The sequence below is a fragment of the Methylocystis sp. MJC1 genome (genome assembly GCF_026427715.1).
In the GTDB taxonomy this organism is placed as follows: Bacteria; Pseudomonadota; Alphaproteobacteria; order Rhizobiales; family Beijerinckiaceae; genus Methylocystis.
Genome location: NZ_CP107558.1, coordinates 3,332,581 through 3,348,436, shown reverse-complemented (window position 1 = coordinate 3,348,436; position 15,856 = coordinate 3,332,581). Strand labels below are relative to the sequence as shown.

The 15,856-nt window shown below is 63.2% G+C and carries 15 protein-coding genes; 12 read left to right on the top strand and 3 right to left on the bottom strand.

Translation table 11 applies throughout. The features are described from left to right. Window positions 1-5 precede the first annotated feature (5 nt). Entirely contained in the window at window positions 6-980 is a 975-nt protein-coding gene (gene galE / locus OGR47_RS16060; RefSeq protein ID WP_165055138.1) for a UDP-glucose 4-epimerase GalE, read from the bottom strand. 133 nt (window positions 981-1,113) lie between these two features. Between galE and galU the strand changes: the two genes are divergently transcribed. Further along, window positions 1,114-1,998, top strand: a complete 885-nt coding sequence (gene galU, locus OGR47_RS16055) for a UTP--glucose-1-phosphate uridylyltransferase GalU (RefSeq protein WP_165055139.1) — start codon at window positions 1,114-1,116, stop codon at window positions 1,996-1,998. A gap of 81 nt (window positions 1,999-2,079) precedes the next feature. Here galU and irrA read toward each other — a convergent pair whose 3' ends face one another. Next, the gene (gene irrA / locus OGR47_RS16050) at window positions 2,080-2,553 is read right to left on the bottom strand and encodes an iron response transcriptional regulator IrrA (protein ID WP_165055140.1); all 474 of its coding nucleotides are present in this window, start codon (window positions 2,551-2,553) and stop codon (window positions 2,080-2,082) included. Between the two features lie 126 nt (window positions 2,554-2,679). On the opposite strand from irrA, the gene OGR47_RS16045 reads away from it, so the two are divergent. Next, window positions 2,680-3,885, top strand: coding sequence for a lytic murein transglycosylase (locus OGR47_RS16045; protein WP_165055141.1), 1,206 nt, complete (start codon window positions 2,680-2,682; stop codon window positions 3,883-3,885). A 97-nt stretch (window positions 3,886-3,982) separates the two neighbouring features. Here OGR47_RS16045 and OGR47_RS16040 read toward each other — a convergent pair whose 3' ends face one another. After that, window positions 3,983-4,504 (bottom strand): GNAT family N-acetyltransferase, encoded by a 522-nt coding sequence (locus tag OGR47_RS16040; protein ID WP_165055142.1) that lies wholly within the window; start codon window positions 4,502-4,504, stop codon window positions 3,983-3,985. Window positions 4,505-4,901: 397 nt separating this feature from the next. On the opposite strand from OGR47_RS16040, the gene OGR47_RS16035 reads away from it, so the two are divergent. From OGR47_RS16035 to OGR47_RS15990, 10 genes are all read left to right on the top strand, one after another. Beyond that, window positions 4,902-6,470 carry a 2-isopropylmalate synthase gene (locus OGR47_RS16035; protein WP_165055143.1) on the top strand — a complete coding sequence of 523 codons (1,569 nt, stop codon included), beginning with the start codon at window positions 4,902-4,904 and terminating at the stop codon, window positions 6,468-6,470. Window positions 6,471-6,654: 184 nt separating this feature from the next. Continuing rightward, window positions 6,655-7,110: a helix-turn-helix domain-containing protein gene (locus OGR47_RS16030; protein WP_165055145.1), complete on the top strand. Its 456-nt coding sequence runs from the start codon at window positions 6,655-6,657 to the stop codon at window positions 7,108-7,110. Window positions 7,111-7,512: 402 nt separating this feature from the next. Further along, window positions 7,513-7,950, top strand: a complete 438-nt coding sequence (locus OGR47_RS16025; protein WP_165055147.1) for a response regulator — start codon at window positions 7,513-7,515, stop codon at window positions 7,948-7,950. Window positions 7,951-8,052: 102 nt separating this feature from the next. Further along, entirely contained in the window at window positions 8,053-8,481 is a 429-nt protein-coding gene (locus tag OGR47_RS16020) for a universal stress protein (protein WP_165055149.1), read from the top strand. Between the two features lie 33 nt (window positions 8,482-8,514). Then, the gene (locus OGR47_RS16015; RefSeq protein ID WP_246729812.1) at window positions 8,515-8,865 is read left to right on the top strand and encodes a c-type cytochrome; all 351 of its coding nucleotides are present in this window, start codon (window positions 8,515-8,517) and stop codon (window positions 8,863-8,865) included. Between the two features lie 89 nt (window positions 8,866-8,954). Continuing rightward, on the top strand, window positions 8,955-11,114 hold the full coding sequence (scpA, locus tag OGR47_RS16010; RefSeq protein WP_165055152.1) for a methylmalonyl-CoA mutase: 2,160 nt from the start codon (window positions 8,955-8,957) through the stop codon (window positions 11,112-11,114). A gap of 158 nt (window positions 11,115-11,272) precedes the next feature. Next, the gene (locus tag OGR47_RS16005) at window positions 11,273-11,686 is read left to right on the top strand and encodes an endonuclease domain-containing protein (RefSeq protein ID WP_323809328.1); all 414 of its coding nucleotides are present in this window, start codon (window positions 11,273-11,275) and stop codon (window positions 11,684-11,686) included. Window positions 11,687-12,048: 362 nt separating this feature from the next. Next, entirely contained in the window at window positions 12,049-13,527 is a 1,479-nt protein-coding gene (ltrA, locus tag OGR47_RS16000; RefSeq protein ID WP_165056356.1) for a group II intron reverse transcriptase/maturase, read from the top strand. 217 nt (window positions 13,528-13,744) lie between these two features. Continuing rightward, a complete protein-coding gene (locus OGR47_RS15995) occupies window positions 13,745-14,152 on the top strand; it encodes a DUF3592 domain-containing protein (RefSeq protein WP_165055783.1) in 408 nt (135 codons plus the stop codon). An 864-nt stretch (window positions 14,153-15,016) separates the two neighbouring features. Continuing rightward, window positions 15,017-15,709 (top strand): sulfate transporter family protein, encoded by a 693-nt coding sequence (locus tag OGR47_RS15990; RefSeq protein WP_165055782.1) that lies wholly within the window; start codon window positions 15,017-15,019, stop codon window positions 15,707-15,709. Window positions 15,710-15,856: the final 147 nt, after the last annotated feature.

The window sequence follows — 15,856 nt, the reverse complement described above, 5'->3', positions numbered from 1 at the left end:
AAGGCTCAGCCGAGCTTCTTCTCCCAATCGAGCGCCTGCCGCACGATCTCGTCGAGGTTGTCGTGCTCCGGAGTCCAGCCGAGCACATTGCGCGCCCGCTCGTTGGCGGCGACGATGGCCGCCGGATCGCCCGGGCGGCGCGGGGCGTATTCGACCGGGAAATCCACGCCCGATATGCGCTTGACCGCCTCGATGACCTCGAGCACCGAAAAGCCATGCGCATAACCGCAATTGGCGACGAGGCTCTTCCCGCCCTCCCGCAGATAGCGCAAAGCGTCGAGATGGGCGCGGGCGAGGTCGGTGACCTGGATATAATCGCGAACGCAGGTGCCGTCGGGAGTAGGGTAATCCGTGCCGAAGACCTGCATTTTCGGCCGCTTGCCGAGCGCCGCCTGCGCCGCGACCTTGATGAGATGGGTGGCGTTGGGCGTGGATTGGCCGGAGCGCCCTTTGGGGTCGGCTCCAGCGACGTTGAAATAACGTAGCGCTACATAAGCGAAATCATGCGCCCGCGCCGTATCCTCCAGCATCCATTCGACCATGAGCTTGGAGCGGCCATAGGGGGAGACGGGCTTCAAGGGCTCGTCTTCGGTCACGGGCAGATGTTCGGGGTCGCCATAGACGGCGGCGGTCGAGGAGAAGATGAAATGCTTCACGCCGCAGTGGACCGCGGTCGCGATCAGCGAGCGCGCTTTCGCCGTATTGTTAAGATAGTAGCCCAGAGGATCGGCGACCGACTCGGGGACCACGATCTTGGCGGCGAAATGAATGACGGCGTCGACTTTATGGTCGCGGATCTGCCCTGCGACGAGATCTCCATCGCCGTCGTCGCCGACGATCAGCGACGTCCCTTCGGGCACCGCCCAGCGGAAGCCAGTGGAGAGATCGTCCAGCACGACCGGTTTTTGGCCTGCGTCGAGGAGTTCGAGAACCGTATGACTGCCAATGTAGCCGGCGCCGCCTGTGACCAAAACCGCCATCTTGCCGTTCCCTCGTTCCTCATCCCAAATTAACGCCGCGAACTTAAAATCGAGGCCAAGCGCGTAAGAATTTGACATTCTTTTACGCGAGATTGGCTTTCTCGTAACCTAACCCACTCGAAGTCGGACCCACATGACCAGACGCATTCGCAAGGCTGTTTTACCCGTGGCGGGCCTCGGCACGCGCTTCTTGCCGGCAACCAAGGCGGTGCCGAAGGAAATGCTGACGGTCGTCGATCGCCCTGTAGTCCAGCACGTCGTCGACGAGGCGCGCGAGGCCGGCATCGAGCATTTCGTTTTTGTCACGGGACGCGGCAAGGGAACGATCGAAGATCATTTCGACATGGGCTATGAACTTGAGGACACCCTCAAGCGCCGCAATAAGACAAAAGAATACGAAAGTCTGATGGCTGATCTGCCGAAGGCGGGGGCCACGAGCTTTACGCGCCAGCAAGCGCCGCTGGGTCTCGGCCACGCCGTCTGGTGCGCGCGCGAGATCATCGGCGACGAGCCCTTCGCGGTGCTGCTCCCCGACATGATCACCCTCCCGGCTGCCGGCAAGACCTCGCGCTGCATGGCGCAGGCTGTCGAGGCCTATGAGAAGCACGGCGGCAACATCATTGCCGTCGAGGAGGTGAAGCCCGAGGAGACGCACCAATATGGCATCGTCGCCAAGGGTAAGGATTTCGGCGAAACTTTCGAGATCACCGGCATGGTGGAGAAGCCGCCACAGGGCACGGCGCCCAGCAATTTGATCATCTCTGGGCGTTACATTCTCGAGCCGGAGATTTTCGCGCTGCTCGAGAAGGGCGAGAAGGGCGCGGGCGGGGAGATCCAGCTGACCGACGCCATGATCCATCTCGCCAAGGAGCGCCCGTTCCATGGCGTGCGCTTCGACGGCCGCACCTATGACACGGGCTCGAAGCTCGGCTTCCTCGCGGCGAATGTCGCTTTCGGCCTCGCGCGGGCGGATGTGGCGGACGGGCTGAGGGCGGAGCTGAAAAAGCTTCTGGGCTGATGATCAAGGCGAGCCTGAAGGCTCGCGGTCCAATGGTGGCGCGCCTGGACCGCGCGCCTTCAGGCGCGCATCCGGGACCGCTCAGCCCTTCTTCGGGCGAATGCGGATGATCACGTCGCAGCCAACAATCTCCATGCCCTCAGGCGGCGCCGGCAGGCGGGAGAACTCCACCGAGCCATCCGCCGCGTCGAACATGCGGCCAGTTGCCTCATCCATGAAATGGTGGTGCGGCGAGGTGCGGGTGTGGAAATAGGTGCGCGGCCCCTGGACCGCGATCTCGCGCAGAAGGCCCGCTTGCGCGAATTGGTTCAGCGTGTTGTAGACAGTCGACAACGACATTGTGAGGCCGGCTTCGCGCGCCTCGGCATGAAGCGCCTCAGCGCTGACATGGCGATCGCCCTTGCCGAAGAGAAGCTTGCTGAGCGCCAGGCGCTGCACGGTCGGGCGAAGGCCGGCGTTGCGGAGCTTGGTCTTCGGATCCAGCGGCACGCCTGCGGGCTGCTCGCGCAGGCGGCGGGCGTCGTTGAAGCTTCTGGGTACAGCTTGATGCGTCATTTTAAGGACCGCCAGCGAGCAATCTCGCCCCTCGAAACTCTGTTGTCCTCAGTAGACGGCAGCGCAGCCGGCCTGTCAAATGCTGCAATATGAAAGATTTCCAAACAAGCAAGGCCTGAGGAGGTCATGAGACACAGCAAAAGCCGCTTTGGCTTCCTCGATCGCCGCCGCGCGCTGCAGGGTTTGGCTCTGAGCTTGGCGACGCTCGCCCTTCCGGCCCGCGCCGAGGATTTTACGCAATTCCTGCAAAACCTCTGGCCGCAAGCCCAGGCGGCCGGCGTTTCGCGCGCCACTTTCGAGGCCGCGATCTCGGGCCTCGCGCCGGAGCCAGGCGTCCTCGCCAAGCCTAAGGCGCAGGCGGAATTCACCATTTCCATCCCTGCCTATCTCGCTGGAACGGTGACGAGCAGCCGCGTCGCGCGCGGCCAATCCGTCGCGGCGGAGCTCGCCGGCCCCTTGCGCCGCGCGACCGCGCGGCACGGCGTTCCAGGCGAGATCATTACCGCCATTCTGGGCGTCGAAAGCAATTTCGGGACGGCGACCGGCGGCGCAGATGCGCTGAGGGTGCTGGCGACGCTTGCCTGGAAGGGCCACCGCGCCGAGACGTTCATCGAGGAGTTCGTCAGCGCCTTGATGATGCTGGAAAAGGGCTATGCGACGCGCGCCCAATTGCGCGGTTCCTGGGCCGGCGCCATGGGCCAGCCGCAGTTCATGCCGTCGGCCTATCTCAAATATGCCGAAAGCGACGACGGCGCCGGCGCGCCGGACATATGGCGCTCCCACGCGGACGCTGTCGCCTCGATCGGAAATTTCCTCGAGAAGTCGGGGTGGGCCGCCGGCCTTCCGGCGGTCGTCGAGGTCCGGCTGCCCGACGGGTTCGATTTCGCAACATTCGATCTCGATTTCGGCCGTTGGCGGTCGCTGGGCGTTCAGCGGGCGGACGGCGAGGCGCTCCCCCCGGGAGGCGCGGCAAGCCTTTACTTGCCGGCTGGCGCGAACGGGCCAGCCTTTCTGATCTCGGATAATTTCGAGGTCATACGGCAATATAATACTTCGGACGCCTATGCGATGTCGGTTGCTATTCTCGCGGATCGCATCGCCGGACGGGAGACGCCCTTAGCCGCGTGGCCGCGCGTCGCGCCGCTTCCCACCAACGACGTCAAGGCGATGCAGCAGCTGCTGACAGCCAAGGGCTATTATCGCGGGACGATCGACGGGAAATTGGGCCGCACGAGCCGCAACGCCATCCATGCCTTTCAGATCGCGGAGGGGATACAGCCCGCGGACGGCTTCGCGACAAAGGAAATCCTTGTGAGGTTGAGAGAACGTTGAGCGCCGGCCCGTCATCGTGAGGCGCTGAGCGACAAAGCGATCCGGGAGCGTCAATATGGCTCTGGATTGCTTCGCTACGCTCGCAATGACGGGGTGGTCAGCGCACGGGCGCGGAGACGAAACCGAAGGCGACGCGGGTTAGCATATCGGAGCCGAAGCGTTCTTCCGCGCGACGCACGGTCTGGCCGCCGAGGCTACGGTAGAAAGACAGAGCCTTCTCATTATCGGCGAGCGCCCAGACGATCGTCGAGAGATAGCCGTGCTCGGCAAGCTCGCGCCGCGCCGCGTTGAACAGGCGCCGGCCCAAGCCGAGCCCCTGATGCTGCGGCGCCAGATACAGCTCGAAGATTTCGCCCGAATAGGGCATCGACGGGACGCGGTTGCGGCCATAGGTCGAATAGCCGGCGATCTGCTTGTCGAAATCCAGCACGAGCAGGCCGGTGCCACGAACGATCGCCGAATGCCACCAAGCTGGCCCGCGCCGCGCAATCATGCGTTCGAGCTCCACGCCAGGAATGACGCCGCGATACGCGTCGCGCCAGGAAGCATCATGAACGCGTGCGATTTCCTCGGCGTCGCCGGGGCGTGCGTGGCGGATCGAGAAGGCGGTTTTGACCATAGCAGGATGTTAGGGCTCATATCGGCCTTTGGGCAAGAGGCCTGAAAGGCGGAAAGCGTAAAAAAACAAATGCGCTCCGGATAGACTTTTGATAGCCTCGATTTACGCCGAACGCGCGGGCGGTCGCTTGCCTGCCGGAGCGTATTTGCTTATCCTTGGCCGATTGCGGCCTTGAGAAGGCCGTCGAAGCGAGGACGTCGGAAGGTGGCTGCCGATACCGCCACATATGAAGGCAAAATGGCGTGGGGGCTCAGCTCTCGCGCAACTTTTGCGCGCGCCGGTCTGCTGCTTCTTCGTCGCCCCTGACGCCCGCAGGGCTTGCGCCCAGGCGATCAGGGGCTCGACGAAACCCGGACAAGCCCCGACATAGGGCGCAGCAGCTTCAGAAAGTTTCATCATGACCAATATCGCAAATAGCTCCCAGGACGGCGAGCGCGTCGTCATTTTCGACACGACCCTGCGCGACGGCGAGCAATCGCCAGGCGCCTCCATGACACTGGAAGAAAAGCTGGAAGTCGCCGATCTGCTCGACCAATTGGGCGTCGACATCATCGAGGCGGGCTTTCCCATTGCGAGCCCTGGCGATTTTGAGAGCGTCTGTGAGGTCGCGCGGCGCGTGAAGAATGCGACGGTCGCCGGCCTGGCGCGCGCATCTGAGAAGGACATCGACCGCTGCGCCGAGGCGCTGCGCGAGGCGAAGAGGGCGCGTATCCATACTTTCATTTCCACCTCGCCGGTTCACATGAAATACAAGCTCCAAATGGAGCCGGAGCGGGTTCTGGAGCTGATTGCCTCGTCGGTGACGCGCGCGCGCAATCATGTCGCCGACGTCGAATGGTCGGCGGAGGACGGCACGCGCACCGAGATCGATTTCCTGTGCCGCTGCGTCGAAACCGCAATTAACGCCGGCGCGACGACGATCAATATCCCCGACACCGTCGGCTATACGACGCCGCAGGAATATGAGCGGCTCTTCCGCACCGTGCGCGAGCGCGTGCCCAACTCCGATAAGGCGGTTTTCTCCGTCCACTGCCACGACGATCTGGGTCTCGCTGTCGCCAATTCGCTCGCCGGCGTGCGCGGCGGCGCGCGGCAGGTGGAGTGCACGATCAATGGTCTCGGCGAACGCGCGGGCAACGCCGCCATGGAAGAGATTGTCATGGCGCTGAAGACGCGTCACGACGTTCTGCCCTATTACACCAACATCGACGCGAAGCTCCTGACGCGCGCCTCCAAGCTCGTCTCGGCGGTGACGTCATTCCCGGTGCAATACAACAAGGCGATCGTCGGTCGTAACGCCTTCGCGCATGAGAGCGGCATCCATCAGGATGGCATGCTCAAAAACGCGCATACTTACGAGATCATGACGCCCGAGAGCGTCGGCGTCACCAAGACCTCGCTCGTCATGGGCAAGCATTCCGGCCGCCACGCCTTCCGCGAAAAGCTGAAAGAGCTGGGCTACGATCTCGGCGAGAATGCGCTGCAGGACGCCTTCAACCGCTTCAAGGATCTCGCCGATCGCAAGAAGTTCGTCTACGACGAAGATCTCGTCGCTTTGGTCGACGATGAAATCGTTTCGGCGCATGATCACATCAAGGTGCTCGCTTTGATGGTCATGGCCGGCACGCATGGTCCGCAGTCGGCGGCGCTGACGCTCGATATCGACGGCGACAAGGTGACGCACCAAGCGACGGGCAACGGCCCGGTGGACGCGATCTTCAACGCCATAAAGGCCCTCGCGCCGCATGAGGCGACGCTGGAGCTGTATCAGGTCCACGCCGTCACCGAGGGGACGGATGCGCAGGCGGAGGTGTCGGTGCGCCTCTCCGAGGAGGGCAAGTCCGTCACTGGCCGCGGCGCCGATCCCGACACGCTCGTCGCCTCGGCGCGCGCCTATGTCTCGGCGCTCAATAAGTTGATGGTGAAGCGCGGTCGCTCCAAGCCCGAAGCGATGCAGGCGGTCTGACACTAACAGCGAGCGTCCCTCGACCTCACTTGAGGGACGCTTTTTATCATGATCGAACAAATATCGCTGGCGTTTGCCGTCGCGCCTGGCGGGGAAATAAGGATGTCTGCCTCGCGGGCATGGGCGATCCGCTCCGACCATTCGCGTTGTTTTCCGCGCAAATCCGCCAAACTGGATGCTTTCCATGTCAGACGATGAAAGGAATTTTCCCGAGACGATCGTCCAAGAAAATTACGTGACGTTTCAGCATGAATTCATCGAGTTCCTGGTCGCCCAGCTGATCGACTTTCGCAAGATTTTCAACGGCGATTTGGACGAGCTGCTGATCTTCATTTTCATCTCCCGCTATTATCTGCGGGAAGAACGGGGCCGCCAGCAGGAGCAGGACCAGGACGTTCTTGGCGCCGTGCCGCCGACGCTCTCACGAATATCGGAGCTTACTGGAATCCCGCGCGAGACGGTACGCCGAAAGCTGCTCGCCTTGCAGAAGCGCGGCCTTTTGGAAAAGGTGGAGCAGGACAAATGGCAGGTGGCGTTGCGCAACCAGCAGCCGATCATCCGGGCGGACTATGAGCAGTTCTGGCAGCGGGAAATGCGCCGCCTCGTGAAGCTGGTGCGCGCGCTCGCGCCCTATATCTGACCCCGCAAGAAAAATGGGCTGCCGTCGCCAGCAGCCCAAGTCGGGGGAGAACGCCCAAAAGGGCAAGATCAGCAGGAAGGTTAGCTGACTGTTTGTAAATCTATTGGGAGGCTTCCCTTGCTTCAACGAAGCCGCGCCCATTTTGGGCGGATAACGCAACAATGGACAAAATGCCGCAAGCTGGAGCGCTGAGCGAAAGCGGCGAGCGCCTCGGAACGCTCGGCATTTACGCGCGTTAACGATCCATTGCTTGAGCCGCGCGCGAGCGCTTGTCGTTACTCGACGCGCTTCTACTCGGGAGATTGGCGTCCGCAACCGCAGGATTGCTGCGACGAGAGAGGCTCCGCTGTGAATTTGCCCCTGGATGAAGCGCAGGCGCCCGAGTCAGCGCCACGCCCCCGAATGAAACGCCAGCAACGCGCCCTCGACGTGCTTGTCGTCGAGGATGAGTCGATCATCGCCAAGGACATAGAGCTGATCATCAGCGACCTCGGGCACCGTGTGATCGGTCCCGCCCGCACCCAGGAAGAGGCGCTGTCGCTCGCCCTCAAAGCCCGGCCGGCGGTTGTGGTCGCCGATGTGAGGCTCGCCGATGGAAGCTCGGGAATCGTCGCGGTGAACGAGATGCTGAAGAGCATAGACGCCGCCGTGGTCTTCGTGACGGCCGTTCCCCAATGGCTTCAGACAGGCGACCTCGAGCCGGTTCTGGTGATACCGAAGCCTTATTCGGTCGAGGACGTGAAAGCCGCTGTGGCGCAGGCCACCTCCAAGCGCGCGCAATCGCTCGAGACCATACTTGCGACGAAAGCGGCGGTCGGCCGCCTGACCCGCAAGCAATAGAGATCTTTGTGAGATGCGGCGACCCGCCCGCTCGCGCGCGGATCGCCGAGCCCCTATATTACGGCTGGAAGATTTGAGACAAAACCATAGAGGGAGGCGGCGATGTACAAGAAGATTCTCGTGCCCGTGGATCTGGGCGAGTCCGACATGACCAGGATCGCGCTCGACGCCGCCTTGTCTCTGGCAAAGGCCGGCGGCGAGGCGCAGCTGCGTCTCGTGAACGTCCAGCCGCTCGTGCCGGTGGCTTTCGTCGACTATATCCCCCCGAATTTCGACGAAGAGATGCGCGTCGCAGCGGAGAAGGATTTGTCGGATGTCGCCGGCAAGGTCGATCTGCCGGCCGGGCGCGTCTCGTCCACGGTGCGTTTCGGCGCTGTCTATCCCGAGGTTCTCGCAGAGGCTGAAGACTGGGGCGCCGATCTCATTGTCGTGGGCTCGCATCGCCCGACCATGGCGACCTATCTCCTGGGCTCCAACGCCAAGACGATCGTGCGCCACGCCAAATGCTCGGTGCTGGTGGTGCGGCAATAGGCGCGGATGGCGGGCGCCGGAGCGGCGGCTAGATTGACGAACTTGGTTCGAATCGCGCTCCCCGGCGCCCTCCTTTTCGTTATTGCGGCCACATGCGGCTCGGCGCCCGCCGGCGCGGCGGAGAGGGGGCTTCTGGGGCTTGGGGCCAGCATCGCCAAGTCCAACTGCAGCCGCTGCCATGCCGTCGGCCGCACAGGCGCGAGCGCGAACCCCAAATCCCCACCCTTCCGTTACCTTGCCCGCAAATACCCGCTCTCCAATCTGGAGGAGGCGCTGGGCGAGGGCATACTCGTCGGCCATGAAGGGCCGGAAATGCCGCAGTTTCAGTTCGACGCCAAGCAGATCGAGGCGCTGCTGGCTTATCTGGCGTCGATCCAGCGATAGGCCTCGAATCCCGCGCCGAGCGTTTCCAAGCGGACTTTGCGCTTCCCCTTGGGCTGGTCTAAAACGCCCCGAAAGCAGCCGAGGAAACGATGTCCGCCATCCCCGATTTCACCAAAATCCCCTTCGCCGCCACCAAAGTCGCGCAGGAGGCGCCGCCGCGCAGCTGGCTGACGCCCGAGGGCATAGAGGTGAAAAGCGGCTATGGGCCGGGGGATGTCGAGGGGCTTTCCTTCATCGACGGCTTCCCCGGCGTCGCGCCTTTCGTGCGCGGGCCTTATTCCACCATGTATGTCGCCCAGCCCTGGACGATCCGCCAATACGCCGGCTTCTCCACGGCCGAGGATTCCAACGCCTTCTATCGCCGCAATCTCGCCGCCGGCCAGAAGGGCCTCTCCGTCGCCTTCGACCTCGCGACCCACCGCGGCTATGACTCCGACCATCCGCGCGTCATGGGCGACGTCGGCATGGCGGGCGTCGCGATCGACTCGATCTACGACATGCGCACGCTCTTCGACGGCATTCCGCTCGATCAGATGTCCGTGTCGATGACCATGAACGGCGCGGTACTGCCGGTGCTCGCGCTCTTCATTGTCGCGGCGGAAGAGCAGGGCGTGTCGGCCGACAAGCTCACCGGCACCATCCAGAACGATATTCTCAAAGAGTTCATGGTCCGCAACACTTACATTTATCCGCCGGACCCCTCGATGCGGATCGTGTCGGATATCTTTGCCTATACCTCGCAGAACATGCCGAAGTTCAACTCGATCTCGATCTCCGGCTATCACATGCAGGAGGCCGGCGCCTCGGCCGATCTGGAGCTCGGTTACACGCTCGCGGACGGCGTGGAATATGTGCGCGCCGGCGTCGCGGCGGGCCTCGACATCGACGCCTTCGCGCCGCGTCTCTCCTTCTTCTTCGCCATCGGCATGAACTTCTTCATGGAGGTCGCCAAGCTGCGCGCTGCGCGCCTGCTCTGGGCGCGGCTCATGAAGGACCTCGGCGCCAAATCCGAGAAGAGCCTGACGCTGCGCACGCACTGCCAGACCTCCGGCTGGTCGCTCACGGCGCAGGACGTCTACGTCAATTCGATCCGCACTTGCGTCGAGGCCATGGCGGCGACGCAGGGCCACACCCAGTCGCTGCACACCAATGCGCTGGACGAGGCGCTGGCGCTCCCCACCGACTTCTCCGCCCGCATCGCCCGCAACACGCAGATCGTGTTGCAGCAGGAGAGCGGCACGACGCGCGTGATCGACCCCTGGGGCGGCTCCTATTATGTCGAGCGCCTCACGGCGGAGCTCGCCAAAAAGGCCTGGGCGCATATCGAGGAGATCGAGGCGTTAGGGGGCATGGCCAAGGCCATTGCGGCGGGCGTGCCCAAGCAGCGCATCGAGGAGGCCGCCGCCAAGACGCAGGCGCGCATCGACAGCGGGACGCAGATCGTCGTGGGCGTCAATAAATATCAGCCCGAGAACGACGCCAAGCCGAATGTGCTCAAGGTCGACAATGCCGCCGTGCGCGCCGCGCAGCTCGACAAGCTGAAGCGCCTGCGCGGTGAGCGTGACGAGCCGACGACCCAGGCCGCGCTGAATGCGCTGACCGAGGGCGCGACCTCGGGAGCCAATCTGCTCGACCTCGCGGTGAAGGCGGCGCGCGCCAAGGCGAGCGTCGGCGAGATTTCCTTTGCGCTCGAAAAGGTCTTCACGCGTCACAAGCCCAAGGCCAATGTCATTTCGGGCGTCTATGCGAAGGAGGCCGGCAAGGACAGCGCCCAGGTCGGCCGCATCGTCGGCATGACCCGTGACTTCGAGGAAAACACCGGCCGCAAGCCGCGCATTCTCGTCGCGAAGATGGGCCAGGACGGTCACGACCGCGGCCAGAAGGTCATCGCCTCCGCCTTCGCCGACATGGGCTTCGACGTCGTCATCGGCGATCTCTTCGCGACGCCGAACGAAGTGGCGCAGAAGGCCAAGGAAGCCGACGTCCATATTGTCGGCGTGTCGACCATGACGGCCGGCCATTTGACGCTGACCCCCGAGCTGCGCGACGCGCTGGCGGGAGTGGGCCGCCAGGACATTATGATGGTCGTCGGCGGCGTCATCCCGCCGGATGATTTCCAGGCCCTCTACGACTTCGGCGCCGCGGCGATCTTCCCGCCCGGCACGAATATTCCCGCCGCGGCCGAGAAGCTGCTGCATGAGCTGAACATCCGGCTCGGCTATGCGCAGCGGGAGCCGGCAAAGGCGTAATTGGGCGCGCCTGACTCCTCTCCCCGCTAGCGGGGAGAGGTTGGGTGAGGGGCCGGGGGATTATTTGGAGCCTTTCATATATTGCGCGGCCTTCGCTTCATCGAGACCCGGCGCGCGCGTGAATTGCGTCGAAACGCGACCCCTGCTGAAAAAACCTTATGGGCTCGATGAGAAACAGGGGCCTTGGCGGTTTCAAATTTGTCCGCCAGGAGCCAATCGGCCCTTTCATCGCCGACTTTGCCTGTCGCGAACGAAAACTTGTTATCGAACTCGACGGCGAGACGCATTCGACAGACGAGGAACTTGCTGCGGACGCCCGACGAACGGCTTTTCTGAACGCGCAAGGTTACGCGGTGATGCGCTTCACCAACCAGCAACTTTACGAGAATGCGGATGCCGTGGCGGAAGCGATTCTTGCGGTCTTGGTCGAAAATTCCGGCCAATCACCCAAGCCCCTCACCCAGCCTCTCCCCGCGCGCGGGGAGAGGGGAAGTTCGGGTTTCGCGACAGACTTCTGCGCGTCGGAAAGGCATGAGAAGCAAGGGGGGCCGCCCGCGTTGCAAAAGTCTTGATATTTGGTGCGCCGGGAGACCGGCAAGGAGTAGGCGGTGGAAGTCCGCTGCAATGAAGGAGTAGCAATCCGCATTGGCCCCGAGCCGTGCGTCGGCGTCCGCGAGGGCTTCGGCGAAGCGTCGGCAGGGGAGCGCATAGGCCAGCCATGGAGCCGCGAAAGCTTGATAGTCCCGGGCGCCGACGTGGTCAAAATCACGGAAGGCGACACGAACGGAGGCGTTATGCGAGCCTTCGTCCGGCCCGGCGTGGTCGGAGAACCTGGCATGTGCGGAAGCTCCTTGAACGGGAACCGGGAGGTCTCGGGTTCGGCCTACGGATGGACGCCGCAGGCCCGCATCGGGAAGACGAGGAGTCGTAGCCGATGACGGACGAGCCCGAGAAGTCTGACTCCGCCGTAGTAGCTGCGAAGCTGGCGAACAAAGCGGAGCGATCCGCTGCGGAGCCGGCGGAGCCAAGGGCGGAGACCGAGGGGAACGCGGACCAGCAAAGCACTCGCCGGGCTCAGAACCGGGGAAGCGTGTCACAGGCGCTGGACCGCGTGCGGAAAGTCGCAGGGGAAAGGAAGAAGGAGAAGTTCACGGCGCTCCTGCACCATGTTGACATCGCCATGCTGGAAACGGCGTTTCATGCGCTGAAGCGGTCCGCCGCGCCCGGCGTGGACGGCATGACGTGGAGGACCTACGAGCAGGACCTCGATCGCAGGATCGAGGATTTGCATGCGCGGGTTCACGGCGGGGCGTATCGGGCGCAGCCGTCGCGTCGGAGCTACATTCCGAAGGACGACGGGAGCAAGCGCCCGCTTGCAGTTGCGGCTCTCGAGGACAAGATCGTACAGAAAGCCGTCGCCGCAGTGCTGAGCGAGATTTACGAGGAAGACTTCCTCGGGTTCTCGTATGGATTCCGGCCGGATCGCGGCCAGCACGATGCGCTGGACGCGCTGATTGTCGGGATCAGCAGCAAGAAGGTGAACTTCATTCTCGACGCCGACATCCGATCGTTCTTTACGGAAGTTTCCCAGCAATGGGTCGTCCGCTTCCTGGAGCATCGGATCGGCGATCCGCGCATCATCCGGCTCGTCCAGAAATGGCTGCGCGCTGGAGTTCTCGAAGATGGGATCGTGACGGTTGAGGAAAAGGGGACGGGTCAGGGCTCGGTGATTTCGCCGCTGCTCTCCAACGTCTACCTCCACTACGTCTTCGATCTTTGGGCCGAACGCTGGCGACGGCGCGAGGCTACGGGCGACATGATCATGGTTCGGTATGCCGACGACATCGTCGTCGGCTTCCAGCATGAGAGCGACGCCCGGAGATTCTGGAACGCGATGCGCGACAGGTTGGCGGAGTTTTCGTTATCGCTGCATCCGGACAAGACCCGGCTGATCGAGTTCGGGCGCTTTGCGGCGCAGAACTGCAAGAAGCGTGGGCGCTCCAAGCCGGAGACCTTCAAGTTCTTGGGTTTCGTGCTGATATGCGACCAAACCCGCCGCGGCGACTTTCGTGTCAGAAGGAAGTCGCGGGGTGACCGCATGCGGACGAAGCTTCGAGACATCAAGGAGGCGTTGCGACGGCGCACCAACAGGCCGATCTCGGAAACGGGTAAATGGCTTGCAAGCGTCGTCTCGGGCTATTTCGCCTATCACGCCGTGCCGACCAACGGGTTGGCGCTGACGGCGTTCCGCTATCACGTCACCGCGCTCTGGCGTCGGCAGCTTTCGCGCCGCAGCCAGCGGGCGCACGTGCCGTGGGAACGGATGGGGAAACTGGCCGACGAATTTCTCCCCAAGCCGAGAATCCTTCATCCCTGGCCGAGCGCGCGCTTCGCCGCCAGACACCCGAGGTAGGAGCCGTATGCGGGAATTCCGCTCGTACGGATCTGTCCGGGGGGCGCTCAGCAATGAGCGTCCCTACCGGGAACACGGCCACCTACAGACCTTATGAGATGCCGTTTTCAAGAATGCGTCTCAATAGATGCCGAAGACCGACCCGATGATCATCACGGCTGATCGAAGTGGAGGCAGGTCGCTTTCGCGCCGAAGGCTGCCCCAAAAAGGGTGTGTTATGTGGGAATTTCTTCTTGTCGCCGCGATTGTGATCGTCGTTTTTGGATTTTCGATTCGCCGACAGCTGCGCTTTTTTCTGGGCGCGAGGCGGGAAGTCGCGGGAAGGATTTCGGAAGTCGAGCCCTTCCTCGAGCAGGACGATAATGGTTCGCGGTGGGTCACTCGATGTAAGGTAGAATATGAAGTGGACGGCAAGCTCTACCAACGGCGAACCATGCGCCGTGTGCAACCCGCACTGGGCGAAGCCGTTATACTGACCTATCCGGAGAGCAGACCAGACGAGGCGGTTGAAGGTCATCAGCAGGCAGCGGCCAAACAGCAAATTTTTGCTCTTGTGGCGAGTCTGCTAGCTTTACTGTTCCTTTTCTTGTTCCGAGCTTATCAAGCGAGCCTCCTGCCGGAATGACTCCAGATCATAGGTGTCAGCACCAGCACACACGCGTGGGCGGTGTGGCCACTTATCTCTCAAAACCCCTCACGAATGTGACCCTCCCGCCCTGCCCAAGAGGGGGGAGAGCAGCGCGCGCGGGCCTTCGTCAAATAAATCTATCCCCACCCCCCTCGCTCGCCCTTACGCTACCCCCGCCTCGCCACCTAAGGGGCGTCGTCAAGGTCGGCGGCGCGGCGGGGCCGGTCAAGCGTCCGCCGGGCCTTTCGGCGGATGTGGGCGGGTCGTCGGTCGGGCTTCCCCTTGGCGGGGGGCGCGTGAACGCTCACGCGCAAAAGGCTGGGCCTCAATATTCTTTCGGGCTGCGCCGCGGCCACTCCTGAAAAGGGAGCCCGCGCCCCAAGGAAGACGGCATTGGAAGACTGCGGGAATGACATTGCCCGCGGCGTTCGAGCGCGCGCCCGTCAGGCGTTTTGCGTCAGGCGGGAAAGAAGCGGTCCTGTCAGGGGCCGTGTCCGGGAGCGAGGTCACTCCGTCGGGAAAAGGTGCGCGTGTATAAAGACCGTGTCCGGGACGCTTTAGCTCCGGTGCGCATAAACAAAATACATCTCGGCCGAACGGGGCCGGGGCGTTCCGGACTTCCCTTACGACTCGCGTCGAGAGACGGCGGGGCGTTCGGCGTCGGTGAATTTGCTGGAGAGAGGTTGCCTTGGCTGCATCGCCCCCCACCGCGGGCCCATGTAATGAAACGCTGGATGCAAGCCCCCTTGCGTCCGTGTGGCTCCGTCGCCATTTGCTGGGCGGTCGCCGCGCGGGCGGCTGCCGGAGCGCACAACGATCGCCGGTTTTCATCAAAGGCGCGCTTCCAAGAAGAGGCCACGCATGACCTTCATGTTCGACGCCGCCCTCGCCTCCCTGCGCGAGATCCTCTCGCCGCCGTTCCGCAATGTGCTCTTCAAGAGCTTGGGGATGACCTTCCTGCTGCTGGCGCTGGCGTGGGTCGGGCTCGACAAGCTTGCGCTGTCCTATATCTCCGTCGACCATTCCTGGCTGCAGGTTGTGCTCGCCTATGCGACGGGCGTCGGGCTGTTTGTCTTCCTGGCTTTCCTGATCGGCCCGATATCAGTGTTGGTCACGGGGCTTTTTCTCGATGATCTCGCCGATGTCGTTGAGGCCGATCTCTATCCGCCCGGCGAACGGGGTACGGCCATCCCCGTCTCCCAGGCGGTCATGATGGGCGTGAAATTTGCGGCCGTCTCGGCGGGCGTGAATTTTCTCGCGCTGCTGCTGCTGCTTCTGCCGGGCGTCAACGCCGTGGCCTTTCTGCTCGCCAACGCCTATCTGCTCGGGCGCGAATATTTCCTCTTCGCGGCGACGCGCTTCCGCTCGGTCGAGGAGGCGACGGAGCTGCGCCGGCGCTACGCGCCGCAGCTCTTTCTCGCCGGCCTTTTCATGGCCGCCTTCGTCGTGACGCCGGGCCTCAATGTGCTGACGCCGCTCTTCGGCGTCGCCTTCATGTCGCGCATCCACAAAATGCTGTCGCCGGAGCGGCAGGCGCGTTGGGCAGGGCGGTAACCTCGCCGGATCCAAAGGCGCCGTCACTGCGAGCGAAGCGAAGCAATCCAGGGCCGCGACGTGGCTCTGGATTGCCTCGTCGCTTTGTTCCTCGCAATGACGTGGGCGCTCGGGAGTCCCAGCCGGGCCCTTGGCCCAACGGGGATG